The sequence below is a fragment of the Acetivibrio cellulolyticus CD2 genome (assembly GCF_000179595.2).
GTDB classification, from domain to species: Bacteria; Bacillota; Clostridia; order Acetivibrionales; family Acetivibrionaceae; genus Acetivibrio; species Acetivibrio cellulolyticus.
On sequence record NZ_JH556658.1, the window covers coordinates 271,765 to 292,137 of the forward strand.

A 20,373-nucleotide genomic window follows, 5' to 3' on the forward strand; every position below is an offset into this window, starting at 1 on the left:
GCGCTAAGAAAGTTAGTAGATAGCCTTGATATCAATCGTTACAAGGTAATGTCCATAAGTGATTCATCTTTAACACCAAGAAATTTCTACTGGGAGGTATTAACCCAACTAGGTTGCGAAGCAAAATTTTACAGAGGAGATGCAAAACGTCAGTTAACCCGTGAGCTATCGAACCTCATAGAAACACAAAAGAGGATACCAGTGATAATATCAGACGAAGCACATCTTTTATCAAGAGAAATGCTAGAGGAAGTACGGTTTCTCTTAAACTTTAAGATGGATTCATACAATCCAATGAGTTTAATTCTAGCGGGACAGAGTGAACTTAGAGATGTTCTGAAAAAACAGATATATGAGGCAATATGCCAAAGGATAGATATACGTTATCACCTTACCCCTTACGATCGGCAACAAACCGGAGAATACATCAAAAAGCATCTTGAATATGCAGGAGAAACCAGGGATATATTTACCGAGAAGGCTATTGGCGAAATTTATGACTATTCTCATGGAGTAGCAAGGAAAATCAATAAAGTATGTATAGCCTGCCTGATGCACGCAGCACAAAGGCAAACAAAGTTGATAGATGATCATGTAGTAAGGCTCATAATTGAAGATGAATTCAATTGGTAATTAATTACCCTGTTCGGTGAAGTATCGGACAGGGTTAATGAGCAAAATATACGGACACAAAATTTGGGCAAAGAGCGGTCAAACAGACCGAGCAGCGACACTAACGTTTGCCAATAAATATCCAGTGAGTTCAGAAACAAGACTAATAAAGCAATTAAAACTAAATAGATTATTATCTGATTCATATGGACAACTAATATATTATGCAAGTACAGCTAAATATGAATTGTTTCTATATGAGTCATTCGATACGTTTGATTGGAAAATTTATTTTTTGTATGAGAATGATGTAAAAGAGGTTACAATTAAAAATGATGAAGATCGTAACATATATACATATCAAATTACAGAAGACGCAGTATATGTGTATTCAAACAAGATATATAAAGTTGATGTAAAAGATTATAAAGTAGAAATTTTAGAATTGCCATATAATGAGTTCGCAGTTGATTCAGCAACTTCAAATTTTGGAGGGGTTTTTATTCATAATGATAATTATTTTAAGGCAACTTCTGAATATAAAATTAAAAGATCTATAAACAAGCAAATAATTCAGAATGAGAATAGAGGGGTTTTTCTTAGGTATGATTTTAAAACAAAAAAAGCAGATACTATTTTCGAGGCTGATTATATTGAAAAGGTATTTCCAATAGATAATGGATATTTAGTATTATCGAGTGAAAAAGATACATTTAAACCATGCTTAAAGTATTATGATAATAGTTTAAAGCTTTTGAAATCTCAATATATTGAAATAAAGTCCGAACACGGAAAAATCACCACATGTGGTTTTGGCTCGTTTTTCTCCTTGCATGATGGTAAGTTATTTGGAGTAATGGGTGTAGATGGAAAGCGAATAAATGAACTTGTGGTAATTGACACGCAAACAGCAAAAGTACTCTATCAATCGGAATTCATTAATAAAAAAGCGTCAAAAGAGAAGTTGGGAGTATTAAGCGCAACATTTCATTTGCGTGAAAATGGAAAACTTGTTGATTTAAGCTCATACTAAATATTGTAGGCAGCAGTATTCGGAGTGCCTGGCTTAGAAACAATGAATTATCACCCAAGGATGAAAACTGCTAAATAAGGATTCAATACAAAAACTTTTTGCCTTAAAAGCGTTTAATATTTTAGAATCTGCATTGGACAATAAGTCGATACAAGCGGAATTGATATGCTTCCCTTAAAGTAGACAGATTAAAATGGAACCTATAAAGTGGACGATAAAAAAATCCCTTTATAGGTTTTTTATTCAGCAAGACTATTCCCGTTTCAGCAGCTCTGAAACATGCCTGTTTTGAACGATCTCTTCGATAGAATGGATACCCGATTGTCTGAGTACTATCATTACGTTCATATTATCAAAAGGTGTCAGGATATATGAATCCTCCCCAGTTTCGTTAACTATCCTTGTTGCTCTGTCTGCATCTATGTTTGTCCTCGGGCCACCGACACAGCCTCCTGAGCAACCCATGCCTTCTATGAAATTCGCGTCTATTTCTTCTCCCGCATTTAGCCTGTCCAAGAGCTCCTTGCAGTTTTTAACGCCGTCGACGCGCTTCGATTTGAGCTTGATGACCCTGCTTGGTTCAAGCCTGTTAACGACGGTTTTTACTGAAAAGCTCACACCTCCTGTTTTTGCATAAAGCCTCCCGCCAAGGGACGCCTGATCCTTTTCGTCGCCGGGAAGATCTTTCGGATGTATTTTGAGAGCGTTAAAGATCTCAGCAAGCTCTCTGAAATTAATTACGAAATCAATGGCTCCGCGCAGTTCAGGTTCGTTGATCTCAGCTTTTTTTGCTATGCATGGAGCGAAAAAGACGACTGCGGCGTCCTTGTACAATTCCTTTAGGAACCTGCCCGATGCGATCATGGGGGAGACTGATGGGGACATATGCCTATACATTTCTGGGTAGCCTTTCCTGGTCAGATTGAACCACACCGGGCAGCAGCAGCTGGTCAGGAAGAAATCTTTTTCTGTTTTGACGAGGCTGCTGAACTCGAACGCCTCGCGTATAGATAGAATATCTGCAAACATGGCGACTTCGATCATGTCTTCAAAGCCCATTACCCTGAAGGCTGATCTTAGCTGCCCCAAAGTTACATCTTCGCCGAACTGTCCAGCTATGGCAGGTGCAACTACGGCAAAAACCTTTCTGCTTTTGCTCTTCAGCAGGTCGATCAGCGGGATGAACTCGATCTTGTCGGCCAGTGCTCCGAAATCACAACTGACTACACATCCGCCGCAGCTTAGGCATTTATTGTTCTCAATGACGGGACCTTCATTCCTTCTGTAGATCTGGGCCTCATATTTGCAATGGCCGCTGCAGTCGGGGTCTTCGCAGTATTTGCAGGCACCGTCTATTTTCGCGATAATCGTTTCACCAACTGCTTCGGATTTCTTTACGATATCAAGCTCGTCTGAGAACTCTCTGCCGCCCTTCGGATCCAGCCCCATCGCAATTCGGATATGATCCTTTATAAAAGGCAGATCCTGATCCGTAAAGTTATATTTGACCCTGATATCATCAGCAAGCTTATTAAGATCGTCGGCAGTATTAAGGCGGTCGTTCCAATACATTTCTACGATCTCACCGAAAATTTTCATTCTTTTTTCCTGAAAACCAGCAAAGCGGTTGTCCATAAAATACCACCCCGTCTTATTTAATGTGATTTGACATTTGTAGCTTGCCCAACAGATTTAAAAATATCATATTGAACATGGGTTTGGCAACTATTTTAATATGATTTCAACGAAATAAGTAAACACAAAAATTTAACTAAAAAGTGAAAATAATTAGGGACTATCATTTATGTATTTTACTATTTGAGTCTAGTAAAATGTTATAAGTTGTGTAGTTATTGATTTACTAACGTACCGCATTAGGCAGCCTGCAATGAATGACAGGATAACGCTCATTTGGTTTGAGAACTTATAACCATGTCAGATTATATGATGCTATTTCCAATAGCAACCGGATATATCCTATTAGTTATTAGGGATGTTGAGAACAAATATGATACAAAAATTCTAATGTTAAATTTTATATGTTTGACAGCAGATACTATAAAGAATTTAACTCGATTATGGTCCACCACAGTAATGTGCTGTCAAGTGTTAGAAATCGAAGGAGAGAATAAAGATGTTTGAAATAGATACAAGTGAAGAAGCATTTATGCTATCATACTTTGAAAGGCATAGAGACAAAAAGGTTTATAGATACCTATTTATCGATGACTAACTTTTGATATAAGATCTTCTGCCTAATATTGAGAATGTACTCGGCATTAAAGGAGAGCAGATAAAATAAATTAAAGATGGTTGTGGAAGAGAAAAAGGTAGTGGCTTGAATAAACTAGCAGCTAGCGTTTTAAGGCGCTGTTAACAGGGGCTTATAGCCCCAGAACATAACAACCATTTTACGGGTGGTTCCTGATTAACTTACTTACATTCCCAGTATACTTCCCATACTACTTACTTAAATTCCCTCCTCAATTTTTGCTTGAATAGAATTAATAATTTCCCTATATCTGTGCTTTTGGTCAGGACGGGCCTTTTTTTCTGCTTTAATTAATTTTGAAATAGTACAGGAGCCCATAATTTTCAGCCCTTCTGATGCATATTTTCGAAGTTTTGGATTGTTGTCTGATAATAGATCAATAATTAAAGGTATTGCCGGTTCGTATTTTGAAAACGATAATGTTCGTATAGCACTTTTCCTAACATCAATTCGTGGATCGTGTAATAATTTGCAGGTAACATTTAAATAATGCTGCCTATCTGAAACTTGTCTGAGACATCTGTGTGCATTTGACCTTACTCTGGAATCATTATGATCTATTAATGAAGTAACAACGTCTATTACATTATTATTTTTGAATTTTGACAGTTTTTTTAATGCCATTATAATTTTTTCGCTATCACTACTCTGGGCATCATTTATTAAATCGTATAACTGATTTTTATCTTCAATAGGGTCACTAAAGCTAGAATTTTCTGGACTATGAAGCTCTATATATGCTTTGTTGAGTTCTTTTATTTGATCTTCACCAAGAAACAGAGGTTTTAAGTTTTTAATGTGCAATAAGCCCTCCTTTTTAAGCTGCTGACATATACTTTCATAGTATTCAATGCTGAAATCTTCTTTAATTGCTAACGTTTGATTGACTTTAGCATATTTTGCACTTTCGCCAATCAGCACAAAAGCATCGATTCCTACAAGGCAATCATATGCTTTCTTTGAGAGAGTTCTATCTTTAATCTGCCAAATTTCATAAAGCCATGAAATATAATCTTGCCGACTTAAAGTATTGGTGGTTGAAATTAATTGTAACAATCTACAAACCCACTGGTTTGATTGTGTTTTTATTTGTGTAATATACCAATTGGCTGTAAAAGTCGGTAGCATTTCATGCAATTTATTTTGATACTTACTATCCAAATTGATTTTTCCATCAAGATAGGCAGTAAAAACCTGCTTTTTAGCTGATTCCACCCCATCCCAATCTAAAATCGAAGTAGCAGCTTTTTCTGACAATTTGGACTCCGGATCATTAAGAAGGTTCAACAAATATTGTTTGTACTGATTATTGTACACTATACTTTGTTTGTAAGTATTGACTTTTATGGTTTCAATTTCTTTATTTTCCTCATCCAATTTTCTGTCTGACCATGAAGGTACATTTAGCGGAAGCATTTTTTGTAATGAATTAAAGTTTTCTTTATCATCATGATTATTGATTTTAATAAGATTGTGAAACAAGGTTTCCAACATATTTTTGTATTGACCGGCATTAAGACCTTCTTATTTTCTATAATACAAGAAGTATGGTCAGACGTATCATAATTTATAAAGCTTAATTTATAAGCATCTTTTAGTAAATTAATTCTATCGAGTGCATTAAGTTTAAAAATGATACTATAAACATCTGAATCAAGCAAAATACAATTGCTTTGTTTGATTAATTTGCAAGCCCAGTCATAATCAGGAGCAATAACTATTGGAATTTCTCTTATAAATGCTGTTGCTTTAACAGCAATGGGCTTTGGAAGTAAAGTGAATACTTTGTTTAGTATTTGGATAATTCTCTGTGCCAGATCTAAAGTTATAGTGTCTGATTGAAGAATTTTGAGTATTACAAATACTTTATCAGCTATTATTTCATAATGTTTATCTGTAAATGATTTTTCAGCAATTTCAAGAAACTTTTTAACGCTGTTCATAGAGAAAGGTTCTGTTTCACTTATAAAGTCAAGCCATTCTATTGGAAAATGGAGTATAACAAACTCCATTTCAGAGTCTGATAGAGATCTTCTTCTCAATAGTCCTTTTATTTCATTTTTGTCCCAGAGGTCATTAGATTCACTTAAAATATCCGATGTCATGATTTTTTTATTTATAAAGCTGGTTTTATTAATGAGTTTGTTGAATTTATCCTTGTAAAAGTTATTTTCACTATTAATTAATTCAATAATGCTGCCATTTATGAGCCTTATTCTGCCATCTATCAATGCTTCAATAACTATTTGTGATGCTTTTGATTTATTTCTCAATAAGTTTTTTACCAATTCTTTATTTATGTTCCCATCAAATGTTTTTAGTAAAAGTTCAGTTTTTCTTTCTTCACTTGATTTTTCAAGTTCTCTTAATATGAGTAACAAGTGCCCGGGACCTGCAACAGCTTTGAGTGCATCTGTCAGAAGCTGTCTGAACTCAGTGTTATCATGATGAGAAAGCCAGAATACAAGACTTTTAACAATTTTATAGTCACCAATTTTGGCTAATGCTTTAGCTGCTGTTTTCTTTATATTCATGTTTGGATGTTCAAGACATTTAACTACATAGCTGCTAGCCCATACTGCATTAAATTCTTCCATTGCAATATTTGCCTGCCTTATAGTTTCAACATCATCTTTTTCAAGAAGTCTTAATATATCAAAGGAATGGCCAATGACATGTTGTTTTACCATACATCTGATTACCATTTTTCGAATCTGAGGTTCCTTATGTCTGATTAGTTTTCGGATTTTGGATGAAATATTATTGTATTTGAGATTTTCAAGGATTTCAAGAAGGATTCTTATTTCTTCAGGTGATGATGTCCTGTTTTCAATTATATCAAATACTATTTCGGATAACAGGATTTCTCCTGCCTGATGAGCGGTTTCAGCTTTTAAAAGGTATACTGGCCTTATTTTACCCCTTTTAAATAGGTTTTCTCCAAACTTAATAATAGCCTGGTGTATGCTATTGGATACAACAGGTTCGCTTTTGTATTCTTCTTTATCCACAGCTTCAAAATGTTTGTTTGCAGCTATCTCTGAAACATGCCTCATTAAAAGCTGGGATATTTCTTCTATTGTTTTAGAACTTCCATATTGGCAGAGGGTTAGAATTATTTCTTCTGAAACAAGATCTTTTTGAAGCAATAACAGTTTCATGTCAATTTCACTTAAGGTTGGTACAATATCACATATTATACCGGATGGAATATTGACGGGATTCAGTTTTGCTTTTAATATATTCCGTTTTTCGTTTTTACTCAAGTGCCATAAAAGCGTTAATGCCTCTTTTTGATAGGGAAAAATATATGGAGCTATAAAATGATTATCTGACTCAACACCTAAAGCATTCCATAAAATATCAACAGTTTTCTCACTCCCAATGTGTTTTAACGCATTTAGACATTCCTGGGGACAAGCTTCCAGATAATTCAATATGATTTCTTCTTCGGCTTTTCCTCCAACCATTCCAATAACTTTTATAATACTTTTTTTTGTAGAAATATCATTGACTCTTTCAAGAACGTTTAACAGCATTTTTAGCTTGCTCTCTGTCTGAAGTAGTGGAATAACCAGACACATCCTATTCCATAGATCAAAATCATCTTTCATGGAGTTTAATCTTAATATTAATTGTTCGCGACATGTAAATGTTATCATTTCAAATATTTGTTCACTGCATTTGCTGTTCTCAATAAATATTTTTATTAAATCCTCCAGGTGGTTTTCTTTTATAAAAATACCACAATGGTGAAGTGTTTCCAAAGCGTTAAAACATGCTTCTCCAAAACATAAACTGTCAGATGATGAAATGCTTAATATATCATCAATCAAATCTTTCCTTGAGCTTCTTCCTAAAGCTTTCATCGTTTCACATCTGATCAACGGGTTTTGTTTTTCATCTTTTAAAATTAGTTCAAGTTTGTCAAACTGGTCCCAGGATTCCAATAGCTTTACGGCTGATTTTTTTACATAAAAGGAATCAGTTTTAAATGCTTTTTCAACTAGTACTTTCGGATAGTCTTCACATTGAGCCCATCCTTCTGAGAGAAATTCTAACGCATCTTTAAGAACTAATAAATTTGATGTTCTGCAAAGCTGCATAAGGTATTCATATGCCTGATTAGGTAAGATAATACAGTTGCTCAGACTTTGCCTTATTAACTTTAATGTAATATTTTGAACATTATAATTATTTGAAGAACAGATTTTCTCAAAGAAGATTTCCGGATACAATAACTTTTTTGTATCCAAATCAAATAATCCCTGAAGAGTTATTTCATCAATATCATTAAAATCAATTTTATCTGTTTGAAGATAGAATTCCAGCTGTCTCAATTTTAGCTGTACCACAATTGGAGCACTCCAACTTTTCCAATTAGGGAATACCATTTTGCTATTATAATTAAATAATTCATAGAATACATCAGCATATAACAATTGCAAATCTGGGGAATTTTGAAGATTTACATCTTGTATAATCTTAGACCATTGAGATAATACTTTGTTGTTTGTTTCTGAATGAATGTTTTCCATTAAATAGTTGAGCGAAATATATACTTTGGAAATATCATCACTTTCTATTAGTTCGTGCAATAAATCAACAGGCATTCCTGGACTATTAAAATTATTCATGTTATTAGTGCCTTTCATGTTTATTATTTATGAGACCATACAGGCTGAAGGAAAATGTATTTTGGAAGCTTTAATAATAAAGAAATTCCAACATAATGATAACAAAAATGTAAGTATTAGTGCAAGAGATTGTATTATGTTCAACATATAAACATAAACCGTGTTATAAACCGTGATATTATCATATATTATTATTGACATTTCTTGTGACTGTGATATACAATATCCGTTGTGTTTTCTATACATTGGTCCATAGAGATAATTTTCCTTGAATTGAAACAACACCCACACCTCGGAATATGTCAAACCAGAGACTTTGATGCTTAAATTGCAAGTCTTTCAATTAGTATGATGCTTTACATTTTCTGTCGTATTTTATATGAATAGAAGCTCATGAAAATTTAGGGGACTTATTTATATAGAATGATTGTGTAAGAAAACTTGCACAAAGGCTCTGATAGTTGACTAATGAACTATCGCAGATTGTAATTGATAGTGTCTCGAAAAGTGGAAAGTAGAACTGGAAATTAAAAAAAACAACAATATCAATTCATTAAGGAATTATTTGAAACCTGGTTTTTAGTAATCGGATGTTCGAGGTCAGTAATCCTGCTTAAAAATAGAATTTGGAGTTTGCAGATACTGTTGATATAGCGGGACTTGAGCTACATATTTAAACGGGGAAGGCATCTAAATTATGGGTGCCAAACTCAATTTATATTGTCAAGGAGAGGAAACAGATTATGAGATTTCTAATAAATGAGATAATAAAACTATATAAATGGAGGTACTTCCCATTTGTGGTTTTTACCTTAGGAATGTTGCTTTTTCACTCCACCATCAAATTAGGATGGGGCGATGACCATGAGTATTTAATGGTACTAAACAAAAGTAATTTAAATGTTATGCCTTTTATTATACATCGTTATTTTAACTGGTCATCTAGAGTAATAATAGAGCCTTTTCTCATAAAATTAGTTCATTTTCAGTGGCTATGGAGAATACTAGATACAGCTGTAATGGTTATCATGTCAGTAAGTATATCAAAGCTGATTCCAAGCAGCGATATTAGAAGAAGCAACTGGATAATTGCAGGTATTATATTTATTTATCCAATCAGCCACATGAGCACTGCAGGCTGGATAGCAACAACTATGAATTATTCTTGGCCGCTTGCTTTTGGATTGTTTTCCATGATACCAATAAAGAAAATTCTTTTTGATGAAAAAATAAAGAGTTTTGAGTATATATTTTATATAACAGCTTTACTTTTTGCATTAAACCAGGAACAAATGTGTGCAATTGTTTTATCAGTTTATCTAGTGTTTACAATATATTTGATCATTAAAAAAAGACCAAATTTGTTTATGTTTGTGCAAAGCATATTAGGCATTGCAAGCATAATTTTTATACTCACATGCCCAGGTAATTATGTTAGGAAAATATCAGAAGTAAAGAGATGGTTTCCTGAATATCCAAATATGTCTTTATTGCGAAAAATAGAAATGGGATATTCATCTTCTTTATTTCAATTTATTATAAATCCTAATATTATATTTACATTATTCAGTGGATTATTATTGATATGCATGATAATTACAAATAAAAAAGGCCTATATAAAGTAATGGCAGCTGTACCATTTGCTACAAGTATAATATTTGGTTACTTAGGTGGATTATTAGTAGAGGTTTTACCTATTGTTGATTTTGTTAAAAATTCAATGACTGAATTTGGAACTGGGATAGAAATATTTTCTGTCACTAGTTGGCTTCCTGATGTTATAATAACTTTTTCATTGGTATCCGTTCTATTTTCATTATATGTTATATTTGAAAACAAAAAATATTCTATGCTATCAATTTTTATAGTATTACTTGGATTTGGATCCCGCATTATAATGGCATTTTCTCCTACTATTTGGGCATCAAGCTTAAGAACTTTTATATTTATGTATTTTGCTTTTATAATTTGCAGTGTAATTTTATTTCAAGTAATTTTAGATTCAAAATTGAAAAAATATATTATGCTTAGCACAAGTGTGATTGGTTTTTTTGCAGGTCTAGAGTATTTAAAGTTGTTCGCATAAAATGTTACTATTTAATGATTTGTTGATTGAATTCAGATCAAGGTTGAGCTAGGGATAGAAGCAAAAATAGGAAATTACATGTAAAAGACCATAATTAAAGTATGTGTTTTTTCACACAAACCTAATTACAGTCTAAAATAATAAATCTTGTATTGTTTTTGGCACCATTATGCCTTATTTACAGGCTTGGTTATATAAAATTTCTTATCTGCCAATTTCTCTTCAACAATCCTCAGAGCCTCGCCAAATCTCTGGAAGTGAACTACTTCTCTTTCCCTTAGAAACCTTAGCGGATCAATAACATCGGGATCATCTGAAAGATTGATCAGATTTTCATAAGTAGCTCTTGCTTTTTGCTCTGCAGCCATATCTTCATACAAATCGGCAATAGGATCACCTTTTGACTGGATATATGCAGCAGTAAAAGGTACACCCGATGCACTTACAGGATAAACAGCATGGTCATGATCTGAGTAATATGCACCAAGACCTTCCTTTTCAAGTATGCCTGCCGGCACACCTTTTGTAAGTTGATGAACTATCGAGCCTATAATCTCTAAATGAGCCAATTCCTCAGTGCCTATATCATTATCAAAATGGCATACTATAAACTTACGAGAAATTACTCTTTCTGTTAGATATTTTATATCAAAAGTTGCCATTATCAAAGATTTTGCGGGGAATAAAACAAATAAACATGGAAGTGGAGTGTGAAATGTGCTATTGCGGGCACAAATAAAATCAAGGTAGAAATATGTACTCACACGCATTATAAAACTATGTTTACTGTAATAATTTTGAAGTCGGGTTTGTTAAACAAACGTTCAAAGTTACACCCTATCTCCATCCTCAAAAATAAAAAATCCTTCAAAGCTACAACCAAGAGCTTCGGCAATTTGCTTAAGCTCTTTTTCTGAGAAATTATCCCGGGTCAATTTATTAGATAAATTTTGATTAGTAGTACCAATTAAAGTAGCAAGTTCTGAAATGGTTACTTTTTTTCTTTTTGCCAATATACGAATTTTTTCACCCATAGTGAAAGGCATTTTTAATCACCATCCTCATAAATAATATACACTCAATCGTGTGTATTATCAATAAATACAATAAAAAGTACATTGTAAGATTTATTTATTATTGCAAGTGCACACTTAATAGTGTATTATGAAACTGTGCAGTGTATAACGTAAAGCGAAATTTTGGATTTTGGAAATTTTGGAAGTTTAGAAATTTAGAAATTTAGGATATTTAAGAATTTAAGAAAGAAGGGTGTATATGAATGCAAAGATTATAGCAGTTGCAAACCAAAAAGGTGGTGTAGCCAAGACCACTAGTGTAAGAAATATGGCATTTTCCCTTGGAGAGCAGGGAAAGAAGGTGCTTGCTTTAGATTTTGACCCGCAATCCAACCTTACATCATCATTTGTAGATGAGAATACTAAGATAGCGACCACAATTGCCGAGATAATGTACAAGGCTATGGATGAAGAACAGCTTCCATATCCAGAAGAATACATTTATACACATGGAAATTTGGACTTTATTCCAAGTAGTATTCATTTATCGGTAGTTGAAGCTAACTTACGTATGGAAATGGGAAGCGAGAAGTTACTTGCCAATATCCTAGAACCACTCAGAAAGGATTATGATTATATTCTCATTGATACAAATCCATCTTTAGGACCACTTACTATCAATGCTTTGTCAGCAGCTGACAGTGTAATCATTCCAATCAATCCTGAGTATTATGCAACAATGGGGCTAACGGACTTAACAAAGACCATCTTGAAGATAAGAAAAAGAATCAATCCCAAAATTCAGTTTGAGGGAATCCTTCTGACTATGTGTGATATGCAGACAAATCTTCATAGGGAAGTATGTGAAGAGGTAACAGAAGCATATAAAAATGGAATGAAGATTTTTAAAGTACATATACCACGTTCCATAAGAGTTGGAGAGGCCAATAGATATGGAATGAGTATTATTGATTTTGACAGAAAATCAAAAGCTGGAATTGCTTATGATGAAGTGGCAAAGGAGTTGATAATGAATGGTAACTAGACCAACTGCAAAAAAAGTTAAATCCCTTGATGAATTACTAATGGCAGATGAACCAACATTACCAATTCAAGCAAATGATAAAGTATTTCTGATTATATCTTTTGAGAAAATTCGACCTTATCAAAATCATCCGTTTAGATTATATAGCGGCGAGCGGCTTGATGACTTGGTTGAAAGCATAAAGGCAAATGGTATATTGGTTCCCATGATAGTGAGGAAAATTGAATGTGGTGAAGATGGTTTTGAGTATGAAATGCTTGCCGGGCACAACCGAATGAATGGGGCAAAGCTTGCAGGACTTATTGAGGGACCTTGTATTGTAAAGGAATATTTAACAGATGAAGAAGCCCTTATGTATGTTGTAGAAACTAATGTGATTCAGAGGTCATTTACAGATATGCTTCCATCAGAAAAAGCAACGGTACTTTCTCTAAGTCACTCAAAGATGTTTTCACAGGGCAAAAGAAATGACATAATTAATGAACTTAAAAGACTTGAAAACCCTGAATATATAAGGGAAAATGAAACTTCTGCCCCACTGGGGCAGAAGTTAACGACAAGGGAAAAAGTAGGCAGTGAGTATGGACTTTCAAAGAATACAGTTGCTAGGCTATTGAGAATTGACAAGATATCTAATGCACTTAAAGATAGAATTGATAACAATCAAATTTCTATAAGATGTGCTGTTGATATATCATATTTAAAAGAAAATGAGCAGAAAGAAATTGAACAGGTACTATCTCAAAATGAGTTTAAAGTGGATATGAAGAAGACACAAATGCTAAGAAGTTATTCAAATGATAATAAATTAAATGAAAAAGCCATATATCAAATTTTATCTGGTGAGATAAATAAAAAGCCAAAATCAACAACTCCACCAATTAAAATAAAGCATAAGGTATATTCGAAGTTTTTTTCTCCGGATGCTAAATCGAATGAAATTGAAAAGGTGGTGGAAGAAGCACTTGAACTGTATTTTGAAATGCATCCTGAAAGGAAGGAGGTTAATTCATTTTGAGAAAAGATGAAAAGTTAAAGACGATCTATGAAACTATTGCTCCACATATCACAAGAAATGAAAGCAATTGGCGAGATTATCTAAGATTTGCATCAACATTATATAAATATAGCTTTGATAACACGCTGCTTATATTTGCTCAGAATCCAAATGTAACAATGCTTGCACCAACAGCTATATGGAATAGAGTTGGAAGGTACGTTAATAAAGGTTCTACAGGAATTGCAGTATGTGAATATGAGAATGCAAGGCTTACCATAAAACATTTATTTGATGTCTCCCAGACACACGGTAAAGAATTCACTGCTACCAACTGGAAGTTTGATGATGAACTCAAAAAACATATTGTAATACATTTTTCAAAAGGATATAGTTTAAACACAGAAAATTTCTCGGAATGTATTCAGCAAATATCACATAAAGCTGTTATGGAAAGTCAATACCTGCAATTACAGAGTTTTCAGGATGGGAATGAAAATAGTGTATTTGAAAGTCTTCCGCAGGATGGATTGCAGATGCAGCTTCAAGAACTAATAAGCGATAGTATTTCATATTTTGTAGGGAAAAGATGTGGATTATCTGATGAAGAAATATGTATTGGAAATGGCATGGCAACTATTGCACATTTTAATACATTGCCTTTAATTGCAAGGCTTGGTCATTTGGTTACATCAGTTTCAAAAGGTATTTTAATGGAAATTGAAAGAAGTATCAAAACTTTTGATAGAGAAAGGAATATTAGAGATGAATATATTAAAGATGGATTATACAGAGAAGGATGGAATGAAACTTCCCAATATTCAAATATCCAACGAAAGCAATTACGACCAGCCTCTGGGCAAATACGGCAGGATGGCAATGGAATATCTAAAGGAACAAAACCCACAGCGATATATGATTTTGAAAATGGATGGAACACTGATGGAGATAATGCACAAAGTTCAGGAGGAAGCAGTGGAGAGAATAGAGAACATACTGCAACAGATGCTGATGGAGAATCAAATACCAAAGACAGAGGATATAATGGAGAAGACAAGACATATGAACAGCCTAAGGGCGACAGCGGAGGAAATAGTCTTGAACGAACTGATATACAAGGTGAGATAAACCAACTTAATAACGAAAATTACAAACCATCCTATGATGAGTCACTTGATAGTGGCTCATTTTTAATGCAAGAAAATATTAAGAAAAGTGGGCAGTCATTATTCTCTAAAAGAGAAAAAAGTCACGAGGAGCAATTGATGGAGATTGTTCTTCTAGAGGGTAGCATTATAGAAGGTGGTAAGATGCGGATATATGACTATTCACTAACAAATCCCACAGGTTCAGCATTTGCGGCTTTCTTGAAAAATGAATATGGAATTGGCGGACATTCAGTCAATAAAGGTGGAATTCGTTTTGAGAATCATGACAGCAAAGGAATTTCATTTGATTGGGTTGATGAAAATGGTGAGAAACACAACACTACTATAACATGGTTAAAAGCTGCTATCATTATTCAAAATCTTATTAATGAGGAAAGATATATCACTACCAATGAAATAAGAAATTTGCAGAATGAAGAATTGGTAGTTTTAAAAACTGATTCTGTTGATGTAAATGATAGTTTGCAAGGTATTGAGAGTGATGTCAAAACGTTATTTTTAGACAAACCACTTGAAGAACAGGGAAATTACGATAATTTGAAAAATGATAATAATAGCTTGGAAGCCGAAGAAAATCAAGAAGAAATACTCTCAACTGATGAGAAATATAATGAAGATTCACCAAATAAAATAAACTTCCAGTATTCAGAACGCTATAATCTCTATCCAAATGGAGCAAAAACCAAATATAAAAACAATATTGAAGCCATTAAGATGTTAAAAAGGATTGAGAGTGAAAATCGCCTTGCAGATCATGATGAGCAGATAGTTTTAGCACGTTATGTAGGCTGGGGTGGTTTGGCAAACGCATTTTCTGATACAGTAACAGGTTGGGAAAATGAATATCAGGAACTAAAACATTTACTCGATGAAAAAGAGTATGAGGATGCAAGAAATTCAACAATAACAGCATATTACACTGAACCTGACTTAATAAAGCATATGTACAATGCAATTAGGCAGTTTGGATTTGCAGGTGGAAAAAATAGAAAGATACTTGATCCGGCTATGGGAACAGGAAATTTCTTTTCAGTCCTTCCAGATGGTCTTAAAGATACAGCTATTTATGGTGTTGAAATTGACAGTATCACTGGGAGAATAGCAAAGCAGCTCTATCAAAAGGGTGAAATTAGTGTACAGGGATATGAAACTACAAATTATGAAGACAATTCATTTGATATCATACTTGGGAATATTCCTTTCAACAATATTAAACTTTATGACAAAAGATACGCTGAGGAGGATTTTTTGATTCATGATTATTTCATTGCAAAGTCTTTGGATTTACTTAAGCCTGGTGGAATCATTGGATTTATAACAAGTAAAGGCACCATGGATAAGAAAGATACAAAAGTTCGTGAATATATAGCAGAAAGAGCAGATTTAATAGGAGCTATCAGGCTTCCTAATAATGCTTTCAAAGCTCTTGCAGGAACTGAGGTTACCGCTGATATTCTATTTTTTCAAAAGTATAGTAGCCCAAGGAATCTGGACAAGTTTTCTCTACCTGATTGGGTTTTCACTGATACAAGAAAGGCTGATTATATTCATATGAATCAGTATTTTATAGATAATCCGGATATGATATTGGGGAAAATGCAGCATAGTAGAAATATGTATGGAAATGAAGATGGAACAGCTTGCATTGCACCAGATGGACAGGACCTAAATGCAGAGTTAAATAATGCTATTAATAAACTCAATGCAACATTCTGTGCTGAGGCAGATATAGCAGTAGAAGAGGTTGATGAACATGATAATGAGACGATAGAGATTGAAGCTCCTATTGGAACAAAGAATTATACTTATGCTGTTATGGAAGATAAGATATATTATTGCGAGCACAACAAGTTAATTCCACAGGATTACATCGGAAAAAAGGCAGATAGGATAAAAGGACTTTGTGAAATAAGGGGAGCCTTATTAGAAGTTATTGAGGTACAAACAAGGGAATATCTTCCTAGCGAGCTTAATGAAGCACAAAACAAATTAAATGATACTTATGACTATTTTGTCAAAGAGTGTGGGTTTATAAATGATAAAGCAAATATAGCAGTGTTTTCAGATGATGACCAGTTCCCATTGCTTCGTTCAATTGAAGACCAGAGCCATGATAAAAAAACATGGACAAAAGCACCAATATTTTATAAGGCAACAATTAAATCATATCGTTTACCCCAACATGCAGAAACATCAAAGGAAGCCCTTGAGATAAGTCTAAATGTAAAAATGAAAATAGATTTATCTTATATGGAAGCCTTGACAAATAAAAGTGCAGATACGTTAATAGGAGAACTTGGAGACAGGATTTATTTAAATCCTCAGAAGTATTATGGGAACTACTATGAAGGATGGGAGCTGAATGAGGAATACTTAAGTGGACAGGTAAAGGATAAGCTTTTGTATGCAAAAATGAAAGCAGAGGAATATCCTGAACTTTTCTCGAGAAATGTAAAAGCTTTAGAAGCAGTGCAGCCTCAAAAACTATTACCTGGAGAAATCGACTTTAGAATTGGCTCACCTTGGATACCCATAGAATATTATCGTCAATTTATGCATGAAACCTTTGGAACTCCGTATTATCTTAAAGACACTATAGATATCGACTATATGGAATATACAACACAATGGCGTGTGTTAAATAAGGCAAGAGATTCAAGCTCAGTAAAAGTTAACAATACCTATGGAACAAAAAGAGTAAATGCATATCAGATTTTTGAGGATTGCTTAAATCTCCAAAGTACTACAGTAAGAGATCCTGTTTCTTATGTAGATTCAAATGGTAAGGACCAAATCAAATATGTCATCAATGCAAATGAAACCATGATAGCGAGAGCTAAGCAAAATCAGATAAAAGAAGCTTTTGCAGGTTGGTTGTTTAATGAAAAAGATAGGGCAGAGATATTGCTAAAAATCTATAATGACAAATTTAATACCATAAGACCTAGAGTTTATGATGGTTCTCACTTGTTTTTTCAAGGAATGAGTGATGAGATAAAACTTCGACCTCACCAAATGAACTTTGCTGCCAGGGTTATATATTCCGGTACAGGCTTAGCTGGACATGTAGTTGGTGCAGGTAAAACAGCAGCACTTATTGCTTCAGGAATGTATCTAAAAAGCATTGGTGCAATCAAGAAACCAATGTATGTAGTCCCAAACCATTTGACAGAGCAATGGGCAAAAGAATTTTATCGGTTCTTTCCACAGACTAAAATACTAGTGACAACAAAGAAAGACTTTGAAAAAGCCAACCGTAATAAATTTGTTTCTCGTATTGCTATGGGTGAATATGACGCAATCATTATTGGTCATAGCCAGTTTGAAAGAATACCTGTATCAAAAGAACGTCAGGAAAGGCAGCTTAATGATGAGATTAATCAAATCTCTTATGTTATAAAAAAGATTCGTGAAGAAAAGGGAGATAATTGGTCAATAAAACAAATGGTCATCTTTCAGAACAACCTTAAAAACAGGCTTACAAAGCTTTTGGCAGAGGGAAAGAAAGATGACCTTTTAACATTTGAACAATTAGGGGCGGATTACATGTTTGTAGATGAAGCCCATGTTTATAAGAATTGTTTCACTTATACAAAAATGAAGAATGTAGCAGGGATTGGAAAATCATCAAGCCAAAGAGCTTCGGATATGCTTATGAAGTGTCAATATCTCCAAGAAATTAATAATGGAAAAGGAGTTGTATTTGCCACCGGAACTCCTATTTCAAACAGTATGAGTGAGATGTATGTGATGCAAAAATTCTTACAACCACAGTTACTTCAAAACATGGGACTAAACTATTTTGACAGCTGGGCAGCCACCTTTGGAGAAGTGGTATCCTCCTTGGAAATTACTCCTGAAGGCTCTGGATACCGAATGAGAAATCGTTTCGCTAAATTTCATAATCTGCCTGAACTTATGAATATGTTTGGGCTTGTGGCGGACATACAGACGGCAGATATGCTAAAACTTCCAACACCTGATATTGATGGTGGTAAAGCAACAATTATTGCCACAGAAGCAACACAATTTCAAAAAATGCTTATGGAAACCTTTGTTGAGAGGGCTGAGAAAATCCGAACCAGGGAAGTAGAGGCATGTGTAGATAATATGCTGAAACTAACAAATGAAGCCAAGCTCATGTCGATTGATCCACGGTTGGTAATTGGAGAAGCTCCAAATGATGAGGAAAGTAAGCTTAATATTGCCATCCGCAAGGTTTTTGAAGTATGGAAAGATACAAAAGAATCCCGTTCAACACAAATTATTTTTTGCGATTCGGGTACTCCAAAGCCGGGTCAGTTCAATGTTTATGATGAAATTAAGGATTGTCTCATTGAGAAAGGCATTAATGCTGAGGAGATAGCTTTTGTTCATGATGCAAAGACGGATGAACAAAGAGAAACATTATTTGAAAGGGTAAGAGCTGGTGAAGTCAGAATACTGCTTGGAAGTACGTCAAAACTCGGAACTGGTACAAATGTTCAAAATAAGCTCATTGCTGTACACCACCTTGATTGTCCGTGGAGACCAAGTGATATTGAGCAGCGGGATGGCAGAATCCTAAGACAGGGGAATGAAAATCCGGTAGTAAACATCTTTAGGTATGTTACAAAAGGTACCTTTGATGCTTACTTGTGGCAGATTCAAGAGCAAAAACTGAAGTATATAAGTCAGGTAATGACAGGGAAAAGCATTTCATGTTCTTGTGAGGATATGGATGAGACTGTTTTATCGGCAGCAGAGGTAAAGGCTATTGCAACCTCAAATCCTTTGTTGGCTGAGAAAATGGAAGTAGATAATGAAATTACAAGGTTAAAGCTTTTAAAAGCCAATTGGAACAATGAAAGGATAATTCTAAAGAGAAGTGTTGAAAGCAAATATCCTGGCTTGATAGCCCATTGTGAACAGAAGATTGAAGGATTAATAAAGGATATTGGTTTGAGGGATAAGTCTACTTCTCAGGATTTCATAATGAATATTGATGGGAAAGTATTTGATGAAAGGGTAAAAGCAGGGGAAAGACTTCTTGTGATGAGTAAGATTAATGATATTGCTATAAATGGTGATCCAGTTGAAGTAGGTCATTATCGGGGTTTTAAGATTTTACTTGCTCGAACAGGTTTTGAGCAGATGGAGGTGCAAATTAAAGGGACCTTGACTTATCGTGCGGAGTTTAGTAATTCTGAACTTGGCTGTATTACAAGAATAGAAAATGCTGTAGAAAGAATTGACGGTGTTCTTAATGATACTGTTAGGAAATTGGAGGATGCAAAAGTACAACTTGAAGAAGCAAAGGCGGAAGTAGACAAGCCCTTTGAATTTGAAGAGCGGCTTAATGAATTTTCAGCTCGTCAGGCAGAGATAAACACCAAATTAGAGTTTAAAGAATTAAGGGAACAGGAAGAAGTTATTGTTGATGAAAATGGGCAAGGAAATGAAAATGAGTATCAGGAAGAGGAATTGAAATGTGAAATGGCAATTGCTGAAAGATAGCAGAAATGG

11 protein-coding genes are annotated in these 20,373 nt (G+C 34.2%); 6 read left to right on the forward strand and 5 right to left on the reverse strand.

Going from position 1 to position 20,373, the window contains the following annotated elements:
• Together ACECE_RS0217020 and ACECE_RS0217025 are read left to right on the forward strand one after the other, a co-directional pair.
• On the forward strand, positions 1-633 hold a 633-nt coding region (locus ACECE_RS0217020), incomplete at its 5' end, for an ExeA family protein (protein ID WP_010249416.1).
• Between the two features lie 16 nt (positions 634-649).
• Complete coding sequence (locus ACECE_RS0217025; protein WP_205410200.1) at positions 650-1,645, forward strand: hypothetical protein; 996 nt, start codon at positions 650-652, stop codon at positions 1,643-1,645.
• A 252-nt stretch (positions 1,646-1,897) separates the two neighbouring features.
• Here the strand turns inward: ACECE_RS0217025 and ACECE_RS0217030 are convergent, their stop codons facing one another.
• From ACECE_RS0217030 to ACECE_RS0217050, 3 genes are all read right to left on the reverse strand, one after another.
• Positions 1,898-3,280: a [Fe-Fe] hydrogenase large subunit C-terminal domain-containing protein gene (locus ACECE_RS0217030; protein ID WP_010249420.1), complete on the reverse strand. Its 1,383-nt coding sequence runs from the start codon at positions 3,278-3,280 to the stop codon at positions 1,898-1,900.
• An 835-nt stretch (positions 3,281-4,115) separates the two neighbouring features.
• Positions 4,116-5,294, reverse strand: a complete 1,179-nt coding sequence (locus tag ACECE_RS0217045) for a HEAT repeat domain-containing protein (protein WP_162862570.1) — start codon at positions 5,292-5,294, stop codon at positions 4,116-4,118.
• A 26-nt stretch (positions 5,295-5,320) separates the two neighbouring features.
• Positions 5,321-8,554: a hypothetical protein gene (locus ACECE_RS0217050; protein WP_026073889.1), complete on the reverse strand. Its 3,234-nt coding sequence runs from the start codon at positions 8,552-8,554 to the stop codon at positions 5,321-5,323.
• Between the two features lie 743 nt (positions 8,555-9,297).
• Between ACECE_RS0217050 and ACECE_RS0217055 the strand changes: the two genes are divergently transcribed.
• A complete protein-coding gene (locus tag ACECE_RS0217055) occupies positions 9,298-10,641 on the forward strand; it encodes a DUF6056 family protein (protein ID WP_010249424.1) in 1,344 nt (447 codons plus the stop codon).
• Positions 10,642-10,808: 167 nt separating this feature from the next.
• On the opposite strand, the gene ACECE_RS27910 is transcribed toward ACECE_RS0217055, so the two are convergent.
• Together ACECE_RS27910 and ACECE_RS0217065 are read right to left on the reverse strand one after the other, a co-directional pair.
• A complete protein-coding gene (locus ACECE_RS27910) occupies positions 10,809-11,303 on the reverse strand; it encodes a manganese catalase family protein (RefSeq protein WP_010249432.1) in 495 nt (164 codons plus the stop codon).
• 168 nt (positions 11,304-11,471) lie between these two features.
• Positions 11,472-11,687: a helix-turn-helix transcriptional regulator gene (locus ACECE_RS0217065; protein WP_010249435.1), complete on the reverse strand. Its 216-nt coding sequence runs from the start codon at positions 11,685-11,687 to the stop codon at positions 11,472-11,474.
• A gap of 229 nt (positions 11,688-11,916) precedes the next feature.
• Here ACECE_RS0217065 and ACECE_RS0217070 point away from each other — a divergent pair, with 229 nt between their 5' ends.
• The 3 genes from ACECE_RS0217070 to ACECE_RS32390 are packed head-to-tail and all read left to right on the forward strand — an operon-like array spanning position 11,917 to position 20,364.
• Positions 11,917-12,702: a ParA family protein gene (locus ACECE_RS0217070; RefSeq protein ID WP_010249437.1), complete on the forward strand. Its 786-nt coding sequence runs from the start codon at positions 11,917-11,919 to the stop codon at positions 12,700-12,702.
• On the forward strand, positions 12,692-13,720 hold the full coding sequence (locus tag ACECE_RS0217075) for a ParB N-terminal domain-containing protein (RefSeq protein ID WP_010249439.1): 1,029 nt from the start codon (positions 12,692-12,694) through the stop codon (positions 13,718-13,720). The genes ACECE_RS0217070 and ACECE_RS0217075 overlap by 11 nt, the downstream gene beginning before the upstream one ends.
• Positions 13,717-20,364 (forward strand): SNF2-related protein, encoded by a 6,648-nt coding sequence (locus tag ACECE_RS32390; RefSeq protein WP_010249441.1) that lies wholly within the window; start codon positions 13,717-13,719, stop codon positions 20,362-20,364. Before ACECE_RS0217075 ends, ACECE_RS32390 begins: the two co-directional genes overlap by 4 nt.
• The last annotated feature ends 9 nt before the right edge of the window (positions 20,365-20,373 follow it).

Excerpts from the sequence above, each read along its gene's own strand:
- ACECE_RS0217030 (WP_010249420.1), bottom strand. The coding sequence starts at position 3,280 with ATGGACAACCGCTTTGCTGGTTTTCAGGAAAAAAGAATGAAAATTTTC.
- ACECE_RS0217050 (WP_026073889.1), bottom strand. The coding sequence starts at position 8,554 with ATGAATAATTTTAATAGTCCAGGAATGCCTGTTGATTTATTGCACGAA.
- ACECE_RS0217055 (WP_010249424.1), top strand. The coding sequence starts at position 9,298 with ATGAGATTTCTAATAAATGAGATAATAAAACTATATAAATGGAGGTAC.
- ACECE_RS27910 (WP_010249432.1), bottom strand. The coding sequence starts at position 11,303 with ATGGCAACTTTTGATATAAAATATCTAACAGAAAGAGTAATTTCTCGT.
- ACECE_RS0217065 (WP_010249435.1), bottom strand. The coding sequence starts at position 11,687 with ATGCCTTTCACTATGGGTGAAAAAATTCGTATATTGGCAAAAAGAAAA.
- ACECE_RS0217070 (WP_010249437.1), top strand. The coding sequence starts at position 11,917 with ATGAATGCAAAGATTATAGCAGTTGCAAACCAAAAAGGTGGTGTAGCC.
- ACECE_RS0217075 (WP_010249439.1), top strand. The coding sequence starts at position 12,692 with ATGGTAACTAGACCAACTGCAAAAAAAGTTAAATCCCTTGATGAATTA.